This is a genomic window from Sphingobium sp. WCS2017Hpa-17, assembly GCF_031843765.1.
Lineage (GTDB): Bacteria > Pseudomonadota > Alphaproteobacteria > Sphingomonadales > Sphingomonadaceae > Sphingobium.
In genome coordinates this window covers 26,066-40,224 of the sequence record NZ_JAVTIV010000018.1, presented here as the reverse complement: position 1 = coordinate 40,224, position 14,159 = coordinate 26,066, and the positions used below count along the sequence as shown (strand labels likewise).

Sequence of the window (14,159 nt, the reverse complement as noted above, 5' to 3'; positions counted from 1 at the left end):
TCGACATTCGCCTTAGCTGACCCATGGATGCGACGCCCCCTAGCATGGCTTTTGAGCCACGACAAACCTCCCTTGGTTGGAGGCTGGCGGCGCTGTCCCGAAGCGGGCTGGAAGCGATTGAAAGCTGGCTGGAATGGGAGCGCGAACAGATCGGCCTTTGGGTGCCGATCGCGCTGGGCGGCGGGATTACGGCCTGGTTCATCCTGCCCCATGCCATGGCGTGGCTGGCCTTTTGCTGTGGTGCGCTGGCGCTGGCCTGTCTGGGCGTGATGCTGCCAGATGGCGGGCGACTGTGGCGCATGCTTGTTGTTGGCGCAATATTGGCTTGCATGGGATGCCTTTTGGTGTGGGGTAAGGCGGTATTGGTGGGGCAACCACCATTGGCGCGGGCGCGCTTCGTGCAGATGACGGGCGATGTGAGGGCGGTGCGGCCGGTGCCGGCGCAGGCGATGGTGCGGGTCATGCTGCGGCCGGTGGACGCGCCGGACCTGCCGGCGGTGGTCCGGATCAATATCGCCGATGCGGATATGCCGGTGGGCTTGGGGGAGGGCGCGCGGATTCGCTTTAGGGTGCGGTTGATGCCGCCTGCGCCGCCGAGCGTGCCGGGTGGCTATGATTTTGCCGCGCGCGCCTATTTTCAGGGCATCGGCGCGACCGGAAAGGCATTGAAGCCAATCGAAATGCTTACGCCATCGACGGCGGGGCCACCGCTGCGCGCACGATTATTTGGCCATATATTGGCGCAGGTCGATGGCCCGGCGGAGGGGATCGCAGCGGCGCTCGCCACCGGAGATCAGGGCGCGATTCCCGAAGCGGATGCCGAGGCGATGCGGCGCAGCGGGCTGGCGCATCTGTTGTCGATCAGCGGGTTGCATGTGACGGCGCTGATCGGTGCAGTGATTTTCCTGTTGATGCGGGTGATGGCGCTCAGCCAGCGGGCAGCGCTGGGCTGGCCGTTGATGCTGATCGCGGCGGCGGGCGGCGCGATGGCCGGGATCGGTTATACATTGCTGACCGGGGCGGAGGTGCCGACCGTGCGGTCCTGCGTCGCGGCGCTGCTGGTGCTGGGCGGACTGGCGATGGGGCGGGACGCGGTGACGCTTCGATTGGTGGCGACCGGGGCTCTGGTCGTGCTATTATTTTGGCCCGAGGCGCTGGCGGGGCCAAGCTTCCAGATGAGTTTCGCGGCGGTGACCGCACTGGTGGCGTTGGCGGAACATCACCGTTTCCGGACCTTTGCTGCCGCGCGGGATGAAGCATGGGCGCGCAAGCTGGGCCGCAATCTGACGGTGATGCTCGCGACGGGGATCGCGGTCGAACTGGTTTTGATGCCGATAGCTTTGTTCCATTTTCATAAGGCGGGACTGCTGGGTGCCTTCGCCAATCTGATAGCCATTCCGCTGACGACCTTCGTCGTGATGCCGCTGGAGGCGCTGGCGTTATTGCTGGACTTGGTGGGGCTGGGAGCACCGGCCTGGTGGCTGACCGAGCAGGCGCTGAACCTCCTGCTGTTGTTGGCCCATGGAGTCGCGGCCAGTCCGATGGCTAGCCTGCTGGCGCCGACCATGGGGATGGGCTTGTTCGGTATTGCGATGATCGGCCTGCTTTGGTGCCTGCTGTGGCGAACGCGTTGGCGCTGGCTGGGGCTGCCACCCGTCCTGATGGCTGTGGCGGTGACCTTTGCTGCATCGCCACCCGACATTTTGGTGACCGGAGACGGGCGCCATGTGGCGGTGCGGACGGAAAAGGGGATGGCGATATTGCGCGATCGGGCGGGCGATTATGTGCGCGATGTCCTGTCCGAAAGTGCGGGCTATGATGGCGAACTGGCGGCGATTGCCGACTTGCCGGCGGCGCGCTGCTCCGTGGATCTCTGCGCTGTCCGCTTGAAGGATGGCAAAGGACGCAACTGGCGGTTGCTGTTCACGCGCAGTGATGTGCTGATCGCCCGGCATGACTTTGCGCGAGATTGCGCCGCGGCGGATATCGTCGTCAGCGATCGCGGCCTGCCACGCTGGTGCCGTCCGCGCTGGATGAAGATCGACCGCCGGCTGCTGGCGCGCACCGGCGGTCTGTCGATCGGTCTGGAACAGGGCGAAGTTCACACCGTCCATCAGCCCGGCGATGCTCACCCGTGGATCAGTCGCCCACGGCCCCGACCGCGAGCGACTGCACCTTAATTGTAGCGGCGCAGCAGCCCGGCCAGCTTGCCCTGAATGCGGACCTGCCGGGGATCGTAGATTTGCGGCTCATAGGCGCTGTTGGCCGGGTCCAGTCGTACCCGGCTGCCTTCCCGGCGGAAATATTTGAGCGTGGCTTCCGCCTCGTCGATCAGGGCGACGACGATCTGGCCTTCGCGGGCGACATCGGTGCGCTGGATCAGCGCGAAGTCGCCGTCGAGAATGCCGGCCTCCATCATCGAATCGCCCGACACTTCCAGCGCATAATGATCGCCTGCGCCGAGCAGCGCGGCAGGCACGGAGAGCATCGTTTGCCCTTCCATCGCCTCGATCGGGACGCCGGCGGCGATCCGGCCGTGCATCGGGATTTCGATCACGTCATTGGCCGCGATCGGCAGGATGGGCGCGGACGTCACCAGCTTAGGCTTGGCCGGCACGATCGGCGTGGGCGCGCGATGCATGGCGTCGGGTAATTTGAGCACTTCCAATGCGCGGGCGCGATTGGGCAGGCGGCGGATGAAGCCGCGTTCTTCCAGCGCATTGATCAGGCGATGGATGCCCGACTTGGAGCGCAGGTCGAGTGCGTCCTTCATTTCCTCGAACGAAGGCGACACGCCGCCCTCGTCCAATCGGGTCTGAATGAAGCTCAGCAATTCCTGCTGCTTGGGCGTCAACATCGCGGTCCTCCGTGGAACGTATGAGGAACGCATAGGAAACAGATCGGGCTTAGTCAAGCGTCCTGCATGTCATAGCGGCAGGATGGTGACCCGTGTTCCGGGTTCGGCTGGCAGCGATCCGGCCGGGCGCAGGATCAGGCAGTCAGCCCTGGCCATGGCGGCGGTTGCGGCGCTGTCCTGCGAGGTGACGGAGACGATCCCGTCAGGCGCCCGCCAGGCCCGCAGATAATCGTCGCGATCGCCGGTCTGCGGCAGGGGGGAGGAGAGTGGCGCGTCGGTCGTCAGCGGCAAGGGATCGCGCGCGCCGCTGATATGACGGACGAGGGGGAGCAGGAAGAGAGTCGCCGTGACGAAGGCGGAGACGGGATTGCCGGGCAGGCCGAGGAACAGGCTGTCGCCGAGCCGTCCGGCCATCAACGGCTTGCCCGGTCGCATCCGGATCTTCCAGAAATCGAGCGTGCCGCCGGCCTTCACGAAAGCGGGGCGAACAAGGTCGTGATCGCCCACCGAAGCGCCGCCGGTCGAAACGATGATGTCGGCATCCCCGGCGCGCTCCAGAGCGGCGACCATGGCGTCGAGGTCGTCCGGTACGATGCCGAGGTCGATGATGTCGCAGGGCAGCGCGGCGAGCAGGGCCGCCAGCATCGGCGCATTGGAGGAGGGCAGCAGGCCCGCCGGCGTCGGTGCACCCGGCGCGACCAGTTCATTGCCGGTGGACAGGATCGCAATTCGGGGGCGACGGGCGACCGGCACGGTGCCATGGCCGCCCAGCACGGCCAGCGCGATCTGGGCGGGGCCGAGGCGGCTGCCTGCCTCCAGCAGGATCGCGTCCTTCGCAAAGTCTGACGCGGTCGGGCGGACATGACGGCCGGGCGTCAGCGGATCGGCGCTGGCGGTCAGATGATCGCCGTCGCGGGTCGCATTTTCCTGGATCAGTATCGCGTCGGTGCCGGGGGGGAGCGGGGCGCCGGTGAAGATGCGGCTGGCCTCGCCGGGGGCAAGCGGCCGCTGGATGCCGGTGCCGGCCGCGCTTTCGGCGGTGACGCGCCAGGGGCCGGGCATTTCGGCGGCGCACACGGCATAGCCGTCCATGGCCGAAAGGTCCGCCCAAGGCTGGTCCCGCTGCGCGGTCAGATCCTGCGCCAGCCAGCGGCCGACGGCGTTAGCAATGGGCACGGTTTCAACCGGCAGCCGGTCGGCCAGCGCGAACAGGCGGGCCTGCGCCTCTGCGACCGGCAGCAGGCTCATGGGAGGCGGCGCCAGTCGCCGGATTTGCCGCCACTCTTGGCTTCCAACTGGACCGCGCCGATGACCATCGCCTTGTCCAGCGCCTTGGCCATGTCGTAGATGGTGAGCAGCGCCACCGAAGCAGCGGTCAGCGCTTCCATCTCCACGCCAGTCTGGCCGGCGGTGCGGGCGGTGGCGGTCACGGTGACGCCGCTGGGATCCAAATCGAAATCGACCGTCACGGCGCTGAGCGCGATCGGGTGGCAGAGCGGGATGAGATCGGCGGTCTTCTTGGCCGCCATGATGCCCGCGACCCGCGCCACCGCAAGGACATCGCCTTTCTTGATCAATCCATCGGCGATCGCCTTGGCGGCTTCGATGCTCATGTCGATGCGACCGGAGGCGACGGCTTCGCGCGCTGTCACCGCCTTGGTCCCGACATCGACCATGCGCGCTGCGCCGTCTTCGTCCAGATGGGTGAGGCCGGTCATGCCCCGGTCAGCAGGTTGCGAGTGGCGGCCTCCACATCGGCCTGTCGCATCAGCGTTTCGCCGACCAGGAAACAGCGCACGCCATGGTCGGCCATGGCGGTGAGGTCGGCATGGCTGCCAAGGCCGCTTTCGGCAACGAAGGTGCAGCCTTCGGGGGCCTTGCCCACCAGTTCATAGGTGCGGGCGAAGTCGACCGAGAAGTCGCGCAGGTCGCGATTGTTGACGCCGATCAGGCGCGAGCGGAGTTTGAGCGCGCGCTCCAGTTCGGCTTCGTCATGCACCTCGATCAGGGCGTCCATGCCGAGGCCAAGCGCGGCGTCCTCGATTTCCTGCATCTGGCCGTCGTCCAGCGCTGCGACGATGATGAGGATGGCGTCGGCGCCCAGCGCGCGGCTTTCCAGCACCTGCCAGGGATCGACAAGGAAATCCTTGCGCAATACCGGCAGAGCGCAGGCGGAGCGGGCGGCCATCAGATAATCGTCATGGCCCTGAAAATAAGGTTCATCGGTCAGCACCGACAGGCAGGCCGCGCCGCCGGCGGCATAGGCCTGCGCATGGGCGGGGGGATCGAAATCGGCGCGGATCAGCCCCTTGGACGGGCTGGCCTTCTTCACCTCCGCGATCAGGCCGAAGCCGGCGCGGGCAGCATCGTCCAGCGCTTTGCGAAAGCCGCGCGGCGGGGTCTGCTCGCTGGCGCGGGCGTGGAGTGTGGCGATGCTGGTCGCGGCCTTGCGGCGGACGACATCCTCACGCTTGAAATCGCAGATTTCGATCAGCTTGTTGGTCATTGGTAGGCAATCCAGCAATTGAGCAGGGCGTTGGCAAGGCCACGGTCGATGGTTTCGGCGGCTTCCTCCACACCCTCACGAAGGTCGGATACGGCGTCGGCCACGACAAGGGCGGCGGCGGCGTTGAGCAGCACGGCGTCGCGGTAGGGACCGGCTTCGCCCTGAAGCAGGGCGCGCAGGGCGGCGGCATTATGGGAGGCGTCGCCACCGCGGATCGCCTCGACCGGATGGGTGGAGAGGCCGAGATCTGCGGCGGTCAGGCGGTGCATGGCGATGAGGTCATGGCCCTTCACTTCGGCCATGTCGTTACCGCCAGCGAGGGACAGTTCGTCCAGCCCTTCGTCGCCAGAGATGATCATCGCCCGGTCGACGCCCAGTTCGGCCAGCGCCTCGGCATAGATCGGAACATAGGCGGGGCGGGCGATGCCGACCAACTGGCGGCGGACGCCAGCCGGATTGGCGAGCGGCCCCATCAGGTTGAAGATGGTGCGTTCACCGATCGCCTTGCGGATCGGGCCGAGTCGCTTGAGCGCCGGGTGATAATTCTGCGCGAAGAGGAAGCAGATGCCGAGATCGGCAAGGGTAGCTTCGGCTGTGGCGGCGGCCTTGTCGAGGTTGAGGCCGAGGGCTTCGAGCGTGTCGGCGGCGCCGGCCTTGGAGGAGGCGGCGCGGTTGCCATGTTTGGCGACCGGCACACCGGCGGCTGCGACGACGAGGGATACGGCGGTGGAGACGTTGAGCGTGTGATGGCCGTCGCCCCCGGTGCCGCAGACGTCGATCGCGCCGGCGGGGGCGCTGACCGATATCATCCGGGCGCGCATGGCGCGGGCGGCGGCGGCGATTTCGGTCGCCGTCTCGCCGCGCCGGGCCATGGTGACGAGGAAATCGGCGATGGCGTCGTCGCTCAGGTCCGCGTCGAACAGCAGGTCGAAGGCCATGGCAGCGGCATCGGCCGACAGCGGCGTGGAAGGATCGGGCAGGCTGGTCATCGCCATCGGCCTTAGTCGGCGCGGGGGCGATGAGTCGAGGGGGCGTTATGCGTTAACTTCGCACTTTTCCCGCTGATTCCGTAATTAGATTTCCTATTGCGGACATATTCGCAAAGCGGCCGGGCCATCATAGCCCGGTTGCGCCGAATAGGACAGGATCAGGCCGCTTCGCGCTCCAGCACCGGCAGGCCGGCGATGCGGAGGAAATTGGCCAGCATGTCATGGCCATATTCGGTGGCGATGCTTTCCGGGTGGAACTGCACCGAATGGATCGGCAGGGTCGCATGGCGGAAGCCCATGACGGAGCCGTCCGCACTGGTGGCGTTGACGACCAGATCGGCGGGAATATCCTCCACGATCAGCGAGTGATAGCGGGTCGCGGTGAAGGGCGAGGGCAGGCCCGCGAACAGGCCGGTGCCGTCATGAGTGACGGGCGAAGTCTTGCCGTGCATCAGGCCGCCGCGCACCACCTTGCCACCGAAATGCTGGCCGATCGACTGATGGCCGAGGCACACGCCGAGCAGCGGCGCGCCGGCATCCGCACAGGCGGCGACGAGGTCCAGACTGACGCCCGCCTCATTGGGGGTGCAGGGGCCGGGCGAGAGCAGGAACGCCTTCGCGCCGCTGGACAGGGCCTGGCCCGCCGAAATGGCGTCGTTGCGGACGACCTCCACCTGCGCGCCCAACTCCATCAGATAATGGACCAGGTTCCAGGTGAAGCTGTCATAATTGTCGATGACGAGGATCATGGGCAGAGCCTTAGCGCGGGATGGGCGCGGGGGGAAGTGGGGAGAGGGGGCTTGAGTAGAACCGCCTAGTCATATTTCCGATAAGGGCGGCCTCGTCCTCTTTCTCTAGCAATTTGATGCGGCAGCCGCGTTTCAAACCGTTTGATTTGCTTTAGGTATTCAGGATCGAAGGGAACGGCACGCCGCAACCAATATCTATAGGATATAAGGTCGCCTCGATTGAAAGCATCCATAGCGAGATGCTGGGCGGCATACTCATAGCCGCCTTTGTGCGCACGATAATATAGTCCTGCCCGACTGAACGGATCGGCAATTCGACCTTCCTTGGAGAAGGTGTCAGCCAAGGTCGTCATTGCGGAGAAATCTTTGCCTAAAGCCAGGTGCCATAGAATCGGCCCGCAAAGACCACATCTATGATCGTACTTGATGGACCAGTACCGCTCCCAAAGGGCGTCACGCTTGGCCGGAAGATTGCGAGGTTTCATTCACCCAGACTACATGTCGCTTCCGGTTTCGCAATGTCCACTTCAGGCGCGTGGGATCATGGCTTCCGGTGGTCAAGCTCGGTCATTAACCAGCTTATCTTATCTCGTCATGCCGGGCTTGACCCGGCATCCCGCTTTACATCGGGTGGAGTGGATGAAGAAGCTGGACCCCGGATCAAGTCCGGGGTGACGGTTAAGAGCTTGTGCTACCCTGCGGCCAATCAAACGCCATGATCGTTTCCCCACCGTCCCGGCCTTCCGCGTCGAACCGTCGCTCCATGATCGTGCCGCGCCCTTCTTGGTCGATCGCGACGATGCTGCTGCATCTGGTGCCGTAGACGGGGTTGCGGATGAAGATGGGGGAGGCGGCGGCTTCGTCCGGGGCGTCGGAGGGTGTGGCAGGGGCGATGCCGGCTTCGGGCAGGCTTTCGCGGCGCAGCGCGTCGAACAGGCGGGCGGGTTCCTGCGCGCCGTCGGTCAGCCAGTTCAGCAACGCGGCCTTGAGCGCCAGCGTCTTGGGCCATGGCGCGTCGAGCGTACCGTTGGACAGACCATAGAGGCCGGGCGTCAGCCCCGTGCGCAGCGGTTGCGGCCGGTTGGTGAGGAAATGGGCGCGGTCCTGCTCGATCAGGATGAGGTTGAAGGGGTTGAAATCTGCCAGCCGCGCCTGCGCCGCATTGTCATAGGCGCCGTCGCCGGCCAGCAGGTCCGTCACCAGTGCCCCGCGTGAGGCGCGATCGGGCTGTGGGCCGCCATGGCCGCGCAAATTGGTGACGATCGCGGCGCGACCGGCCTGCGACACGCCGAGCCAGGTGCCGCCCGATTGCAGGTCGCGCCCGGCGATCAGGCCGGGGCGATCATCCCAGCGGGCGAGCGGGGCGGCGGGACGCGCATGATATTCGTCGCGATTGCCGATCAGGATGAGGCGCCAGCGCGGGTGCGCGGCAAAAGCCATGGCCATGATGCACATGGCCCGATCTATCGCGCCGCAGGTCGCTCAAGTCCATGGCCAAGACCATGGCTTGAAAAAGCCTTCATTTGCGCCCATATGGGTCGGGCCGGGTTCGCCCGGCTATGGTGATAAAGTGTGTCGTATAATAGACGCAGCGGACCCGGGGGCAGTACCCGGCGGTTCCACCACATGTCCCGTGACGGCCCAGCCGAAACGGGGTGTCTGATGGGGCCGAACTAGGATCGACGTGTGTTCAAAGGCGATATTTTTACCCGGCCCGTGTAAGCCGTTAAACTGTGCAAAACTCACAAGTGCCAACGATAACGAAGCACTCGCCATTGCAGCGTAACTGAGGGCCTCACGGCCTGACGTTACTCTAAAATAGCGCGGTTGAACCCACCGGGCAACAGAAGGGAATTCAGCGGTCTCCAGGGCGCCGGGCAACAGAAGTCCCTGGACCTTCCTCCATCATCGTCATGCGTTCAGGTCGTCCGCTGGGCGATGGCGTCGTTCGTCCGCGGGCGGGGTGATTCGAATCGCTGGATTTCCACCTGTCTTTTCGATTACGCTTTTATGACAGTATGAAGTAAAATTCATAACTCATTGATATTAAAAAGAAGAAACTTGTTTTTGCAACGTTCGCGCTATCTTGTCCTGATGTCATCTAAATGAAATACTTCTGGCTATGTTGGAAAGTTTTTTCGAGGAGATCGGGATATGAAAAAGGCCGCTATGATGATGGGTCTGGCGCTGGCAGCGATGATGCCGGGCATGGCTCAGGCGGCGCCCGAGGAGATGGTCGTGGTCGGCGCGCCGGATGGCACGCTGGCGGCGACCGCGCTCCAGGCCGGCCGCTTCGTGGACGCGCAGCGCAAGCTGGCGGCGATGCCGGTCTATGGCGAGAATGATCCCGCCCGCCTCATCAACCTCGGCAATGCCTATGCCGGCATGGGCAAGATGGCGCAGGCCCGCGAAGCCTATCGCTCCGCTCGTTTCGCGCCGGAAGTGACGCTGGTGCTGGCCAACGGGACCGAAGAATCGTCGCGATCGGTGGCGGTGCGGGCGCTCGGCCGTCTCAACCCCAGCTATGCGATGAATTGACATTCACCCTTAAAGTGCAGGGAGTGGGGCGCCGTCCGGCAAGGGCGGCGCCCTTCGCTTTTGGGGCAAAAGCAAAACGGCCGGGTCACCCCGGCCGTTCGCTTATCTGCCTGTGGCGGACGATCAGAAGGCGACGGTGAGCGACGCCGCGACCGTGGTGCCGATCTTGTAGCGGTTATAATAGACCTTGTTGCCTTCAGCCTGCTGATATTCCTGGAACTTGCGGCCCAGGATATTGCGGGCTTCCAGCTTCAACTCGCTGCTGATGCCGCCGGGCAGGGTCAGGCCCTGACGGGCGACGAAGTCCAGCTGCACGCCCGGCTTTTCCTTGATGTCGGGTTGCAGGTTGGGACCACGGCTGGTGACGCGCGGGCTGGCATAAGTCAGCAACAGCGTCTGCTGCGACAGCTTTTCCGTATCCTCCAGACCGAGTTGCAGGTTGACCAGATGGTCCGACTGCCCCGTCAGCGGGACGCCGTTCAGGAAATAGTCGGACGCCGCAGGCAGATCGCCGGTGGTGTAGGTGTAAGGGATGGTCGTATCCCCTTCCTTCACCTTCAGCTTCGACTGGGTGTAGGTATAGTTGCCGATCAGCGCGATGCGACGGTTGGCGAAGAAGTCCGAGTTGGAGATATTGCCCAGCGGGACATATTTCTGCGCTTCCAGTTCGAAACCATAGAGCGACGCTTCCGGTGCGTTGGCGAAGCTGGTCGTCACCGCATAGGTATCGTTGATCGTGGTGAAGGTTTCGATCGGATTGTCGATCTTCTTGTAGAAGGCCGCCGCGATAAGCCGCTCGTCACGCCCCATATACCATTCGGCGCGAATATCCGCATTCCACAACTGGCTGTCCTTCAGGAAGGGATTGCCGCGGAAGAAGCGGTTGGATTCGGTGTCGAGATAAGGCTGGGCGATCAGTTCGCGGAACTGCGGACGCGCGATGGTCTTGGACCCGCTCGCCCGGAATTGCAGGCCCTTGGCAGCTTCGACCGTCAGCGTGACGGCCGGCAACCAATAATCCTTCTTGATCTGGTTGAACGGGGTCAGGCCAGTGTTGTAGACATCGACGCCGGTCACCGACTGGTCGCCCTTTTCATAGCGGACGCCGGCATTGATGCTGACACCCGGAATGATTTCCGCCTGCACCTGGCCATAGCCGGCATGGACGCGCATGGCGGCGTCATAGACCGGATAATTGCCCGAAAATTCGAGCAGGCTGATGTCGTACAACTGGATGATCGCGTCCGACGTCAGATAGTCGGGGCGCAACTGCTGCACACCGAGCGGCAGGTTGGTGGCGTCATAGTGCAGTTCGTAGCGCGACGAGGTGCGCTTCGTGTCGGTGAAGGCATAACCCGCCGTCAGCGTAATGGCCGGCGAGAATTTGTAGCTGAGGTCCGCACCGGCCGACCAGAGATCTTCGTTGAGATCGCTGAAGGTGACCGAAGCGTCGCCGCGCTGGCGGTTCAGCGCGTTGATGAAGCGATCGCCGACCGGATCTTCGGTCAGCGCGCGGTTGGTGCGGACATAGACGAATTCGCGCTCATAGGGCGCTTCACGCTGCGAATTGGCATAGCCACCGCGCACGTCGAGGCTCAGCGCATCGCTGAACTTGAATTCGCCGACGAACTGGGTGTCGATCAACTGGCGCTCATACCAGGCGGTATTTTGCGTCATATAGTCGGCGCCCTGGATCTGGCCGTCATTCTGGCCGACCGAGAGCGCGCTGCGCTTCAGCGTGTCGCGGATATAGAGGTTGGTCCAGCGCAGCTTCTGCTCGCCCAGTTCCAGCCCGATGCCCAGCAGCGCGTTGACCGTGATCTCATTGTCGGTACTGATCTGCTGCGTGTTCTTGCCCGCGCCTGCGGCGGGATCGAGCGACGCCTGTTGCAGCGTGTCGCGGGTGCGCCACTTGTTGCTGTAGGAGCCGGTGGCGATGATGCCGAGGCGGCCGTCGCTGCCGACATCCATCGCCGTGCCCGCATTGAGCGAGGCGGAGAAGTTGAACGGCACGCTGTTGGTGCGCTGGAGCAGGGTGGTGTCCGCGTTCAGGAACTGCATCGCGATGGCGCGCAGGTCCGCGCGCGGCATGTTCGGGAAGGGCGTGCCGCTCTTGATTGCGTCTGCAAGCAGCGGCGGAACGTCGCGCGAACTGTCGTCGAAGCCGGTCCAGTCGGACTTGGCGCCATAATGGGTGTAGCCCATCTGGCCGGAGGTTTCGGTGTTGGCCGAGCTGCCGAAGCCGAGTTCCAGATAGGATTCGGTCGGGATTGCCTTCGTCGTCAGGTTGATGACGCCGCCACCGAATTCACCGGGGAAGTTGGCGGAGAAGCTCTTCTGCACCAGAGTCGAGGCGATCACGCTGGTCGGGAAGATGTCGAGCGGAACGACGCGCTTGAGCGGTTCCGGGCTGGGCAGGGGGGAGCCGTTGAGCAGGGCGAGCGAGTAGCGATCGCCAAGGCCACGGACATAGACATAGCCGCCCGATACGACCGACAGGCCGGTCACGCGCTGGAGCGAACCGGCGATGTCGCCTTCGCCCGTGCGCTTGATGTCGGCGGCGGACAGGACGTTGACGACCTGCGGCGCGGCCTGCGAGATGTTGGCGGTGCGGCGGCCGGTGACGACGATGTCGGCGCCGGGGATCGACACATCGACATTGCCCGACTGCGCATCGGCTTCGTCGGCGGCGCTGGGCGTGGTCGACATGCCGGCGTCACCGGCTTGGGTCGGATTGGTCTGCGCCATCGCCATCGGCGTGACCAGCGCGGTGGAAATCAGGAGCAGGCGCGCCAGGCTGAGCGGCTTCGACATGCTATTCGTCCCCCTTGGGAAAATTCAGAGCCAAAGAATTTGGGCAAAAGAAGGCGGGGAAGCGCAAATCTACGCTCCCCCGCCCCTGTTGAGGTCAGGTGCCGATCAGGTCGTCGGGATGGCGGTGCAGTTACCGCTGGTGCTGCCGAAGCTGGCGGTCGCCGAGTTGCAGGTCCAGCCGGCATACCAGGTGTCGCTGCTGTCCTTCACTGCGCCGATATAGGTGGTGGCGGTGAAGTTGCTGTCGATCGCGGTCAGATCGGCCGCCGGGCGGGCGGTTTCGGTCGCACCGTTGATGAACAGGCTGGTCAGCGACGGGGTGTAGCTGATGGTGCTGTTCGCACCGGCTTCGAAGATCGACTGGACGGTGGCGGCGTCGACGCCACGGCTGCCCTTATACGGGGTGCTGCTGCACTGCATCACGACCGAGATATATTTCGGCTTGCCGGCGTCCTGGAGCGCCGTGTCGGCGTCGCGGACGGTGGTGGTGCTGTCGATGCGCAGGCAGCTCTGGGTCGGGCTGACGATGATGCCGTTGGCCAGCGTCAGGTCGGCGCCACCGCGCAGCAGCATGGCAGAACCGTTCGAACCGGTGGTCGAGCGGTTGATGGCGGTGAAGTTGGCGACCTTCAGATACTGGCGCGGCAGGGCGTCTTCGCCATTGTTCGACGCGGTACCACCGTTCGAGTCGGTTTCGAGGAAGCCGTCACCGATGTCGTTGTTCGCGCGCTGGATGCTCAACAGGAACTGGACGGTGCCGCGATAGCCGATGTCGGTGTCGAGGTTATCGTCTTCGTTGCCGGTCAGGACCAGATAGCGCGGGTGGACCGAGCCGCCGAAGATTTCGATGCCGTCGTCCGAGCTGTTGTGGACCTGGATATGGTCGAGCTGCGTGCCGGTGCCGACGCCCGAGGGGGTCAGGCCCTGCAATTCGCTCGAACCCGACAGGACGAAGCCCGAATAGCGGATCTGGACATAGGACATGCGGCCCGAATTGTCGGCGTCATTGTCGCCGCCATAGAGGGCGCCGCTGGCGCCTTCGGTGTCGCGTTCGCAGGCGGTGGTGCCGGCGGCAGCGGCCGGAGCCAAGCAGTCGGTGATCTTGGCGCGGCCGAGCAGCACGACGCCGCCCCACTGGCCCGACGACTGGTCGGTGTTCGTGCCCAGCACGTTTTCACGGCTGGTGAAGATGATCGGCTGGCTGGCGGTGCCGACCGCGTTGATGCGGTTGCCGCGGTTGACGGCCAGGAAGGTGTTGCCGGTGCCGGCGAAGATGGTGACGCCCGGATCGATCGTCAGCGTGACATTGTTGCCGGTGCTGGACGCGCCCTGGTCGGTGCCGACATCAACGCGGCCCGGCATCGAGTAGATCACGCCGGCCTGCTTGGAAATGGCGGTCGAGCTGGTGAAGCGCGCCGGGAAGGCGCAGTTGCGCCAGGTGTTGGTGCCGTCCGTGATGGTACCGGCATTGGTCAGCTGGGCCGAACCCGAAATGCTGGGGCAATCGGCCGCCGGGGTCACCGCAGTGGGGGTGGGCGTCGGGGTGGGCGTGGGGGTCGGCGTCGGGGTGGGGGTCGGCGTCGGGAGGACGATCGTGCCTTCGCCGGGCGAAGCGATGTCGTCCGCACCGCAGGCGCTCAGGCCCACGCAGGCGCAGCCCGCCATCAGGATCGTGTGGATACGGTTAATCTTGGCCATGTCGTCTC

At 64.7% G+C, this 14,159-nt stretch carries 12 protein-coding genes and 1 other RNA gene; 3 read left to right on the top strand and 10 right to left on the bottom strand.

Translation table 11 applies throughout. The features are described 5' to 3' along the window. Nucleotides 1-44: 44 nt before the first annotated feature. Nucleotides 45-2,180, top strand: a complete 2,136-nt coding sequence (locus tag RQH62_RS19345) for a ComEC/Rec2 family competence protein (RefSeq protein ID WP_311270297.1) — start codon at nucleotides 45-47, stop codon at nucleotides 2,178-2,180. Here RQH62_RS19345 and lexA read toward each other — a convergent pair. The 8 genes from lexA to RQH62_RS19305 all read right to left on the bottom strand — a co-directional run bounded on the left by lexA (nucleotide 2,177) and on the right by RQH62_RS19305 (nucleotide 8,556). Further along, nucleotides 2,177-2,857, bottom strand: a complete 681-nt coding sequence (gene lexA, locus RQH62_RS19340) for a transcriptional repressor LexA (RefSeq protein ID WP_311270296.1) — start codon at nucleotides 2,855-2,857, stop codon at nucleotides 2,177-2,179. The genes RQH62_RS19345 and lexA overlap by 4 nt on opposite strands. A 69-nt stretch (nucleotides 2,858-2,926) precedes the next feature. After that, nucleotides 2,927-4,105: a gephyrin-like molybdotransferase Glp gene (gene glp, locus RQH62_RS19335; protein ID WP_311270295.1), complete on the bottom strand. Its 1,179-nt coding sequence runs from the start codon at nucleotides 4,103-4,105 to the stop codon at nucleotides 2,927-2,929. After that, nucleotides 4,102-4,575, bottom strand: coding sequence for a cyclic pyranopterin monophosphate synthase MoaC (moaC, locus tag RQH62_RS19330; RefSeq protein ID WP_311270294.1), 474 nt, complete (start codon nucleotides 4,573-4,575; stop codon nucleotides 4,102-4,104). The genes glp and moaC overlap by 4 nt, the downstream gene beginning before the upstream one ends. After that, entirely contained in the window at nucleotides 4,572-5,363 is a 792-nt protein-coding gene (gene trpC, locus RQH62_RS19325) for an indole-3-glycerol phosphate synthase TrpC (RefSeq protein ID WP_311270293.1), read from the bottom strand. Before trpC ends, moaC begins: the two co-directional genes overlap by 4 nt. Then, a complete protein-coding gene (trpD, locus tag RQH62_RS19320) occupies nucleotides 5,360-6,352 on the bottom strand; it encodes an anthranilate phosphoribosyltransferase (protein WP_311270292.1) in 993 nt (330 codons plus the stop codon). Before trpD ends, trpC begins: the two co-directional genes overlap by 4 nt. Nucleotides 6,353-6,510: 158 nt before the next feature. Next, entirely contained in the window at nucleotides 6,511-7,101 is a 591-nt protein-coding gene (locus RQH62_RS19315) for an aminodeoxychorismate/anthranilate synthase component II (RefSeq protein ID WP_311270291.1), read from the bottom strand. A gap of 65 nt (nucleotides 7,102-7,166) precedes the next feature. Then, nucleotides 7,167-7,586 (bottom strand): hypothetical protein, encoded by a 420-nt coding sequence (locus tag RQH62_RS19310; RefSeq protein WP_311270290.1) that lies wholly within the window; start codon nucleotides 7,584-7,586, stop codon nucleotides 7,167-7,169. A 193-nt stretch (nucleotides 7,587-7,779) separates the two neighbouring features. Beyond that, a complete protein-coding gene (locus tag RQH62_RS19305) occupies nucleotides 7,780-8,556 on the bottom strand; it encodes an NRDE family protein (RefSeq protein WP_311270289.1) in 777 nt (258 codons plus the stop codon). A 48-nt stretch (nucleotides 8,557-8,604) separates the two neighbouring features. Here RQH62_RS19305 and ssrA point away from each other — a divergent pair. Together ssrA and RQH62_RS19295 are read left to right on the top strand one after the other, a co-directional pair. After that, nucleotides 8,605-8,959, top strand: a transfer-messenger RNA (tmRNA) gene (gene ssrA, locus RQH62_RS19300). A gap of 296 nt (nucleotides 8,960-9,255) precedes the next feature. Further along, nucleotides 9,256-9,639 carry a tetratricopeptide repeat protein gene (locus RQH62_RS19295; RefSeq protein WP_311270288.1) on the top strand — a complete coding sequence of 128 codons (384 nt, stop codon included), beginning with the start codon at nucleotides 9,256-9,258 and terminating at the stop codon, nucleotides 9,637-9,639. Between the two features lie 123 nt (nucleotides 9,640-9,762). Here RQH62_RS19295 and RQH62_RS19290 read toward each other — a convergent pair whose 3' ends face one another. Together RQH62_RS19290 and RQH62_RS19285 are read right to left on the bottom strand one after the other, a co-directional pair. Further along, nucleotides 9,763-12,453 carry a TonB-dependent receptor domain-containing protein gene (locus RQH62_RS19290; protein WP_311270287.1) on the bottom strand — a complete coding sequence of 897 codons (2,691 nt, stop codon included), beginning with the start codon at nucleotides 12,451-12,453 and terminating at the stop codon, nucleotides 9,763-9,765. Nucleotides 12,454-12,558: 105 nt separating this feature from the next. Next, a complete protein-coding gene (locus RQH62_RS19285; protein ID WP_311270286.1) occupies nucleotides 12,559-14,151 on the bottom strand; it encodes a hypothetical protein in 1,593 nt (530 codons plus the stop codon). Between the last annotated feature and the right edge of the window lie 8 nt (nucleotides 14,152-14,159).

Bases quoted from the DNA above. Each gene is read 5' to 3' on its own strand.
- RQH62_RS19345 (WP_311270297.1), top strand. From the start codon at position 45: ATGGCTTTTGAGCCACGACAAACCTCCCTTGGTTGGAGGCTGGCGGCG.
- moaC (WP_311270294.1), bottom strand. From the start codon at position 4,575: ATGACCGGCCTCACCCATCTGGACGAAGACGGCGCAGCGCGCATGGTC.
- RQH62_RS19305 (WP_311270289.1), bottom strand. From the start codon at position 8,556: ATGTGCATCATGGCCATGGCTTTTGCCGCGCACCCGCGCTGGCGCCTC.
- RQH62_RS19290 (WP_311270287.1), bottom strand. From the start codon at position 12,453: ATGTCGAAGCCGCTCAGCCTGGCGCGCCTGCTCCTGATTTCCACCGCG.
- RQH62_RS19295 (WP_311270288.1), top strand. From the start codon at position 9,256: ATGAAAAAGGCCGCTATGATGATGGGTCTGGCGCTGGCAGCGATGATG.
- RQH62_RS19310 (WP_311270290.1), bottom strand. From the start codon at position 7,586: ATGAAACCTCGCAATCTTCCGGCCAAGCGTGACGCCCTTTGGGAGCGG.
- trpC (WP_311270293.1), bottom strand. From the start codon at position 5,363: ATGACCAACAAGCTGATCGAAATCTGCGATTTCAAGCGTGAGGATGTC.
- trpD (WP_311270292.1), bottom strand. From the start codon at position 6,352: ATGACCAGCCTGCCCGATCCTTCCACGCCGCTGTCGGCCGATGCCGCT.
- RQH62_RS19285 (WP_311270286.1), bottom strand. From the start codon at position 14,151: ATGGCCAAGATTAACCGTATCCACACGATCCTGATGGCGGGCTGCGCC.
- lexA (WP_311270296.1), bottom strand. From the start codon at position 2,857: ATGTTGACGCCCAAGCAGCAGGAATTGCTGAGCTTCATTCAGACCCGA.
- glp (WP_311270295.1), bottom strand. From the start codon at position 4,105: ATGAGCCTGCTGCCGGTCGCAGAGGCGCAGGCCCGCCTGTTCGCGCTG.
- RQH62_RS19315 (WP_311270291.1), bottom strand. From the start codon at position 7,101: ATGATCCTCGTCATCGACAATTATGACAGCTTCACCTGGAACCTGGTC.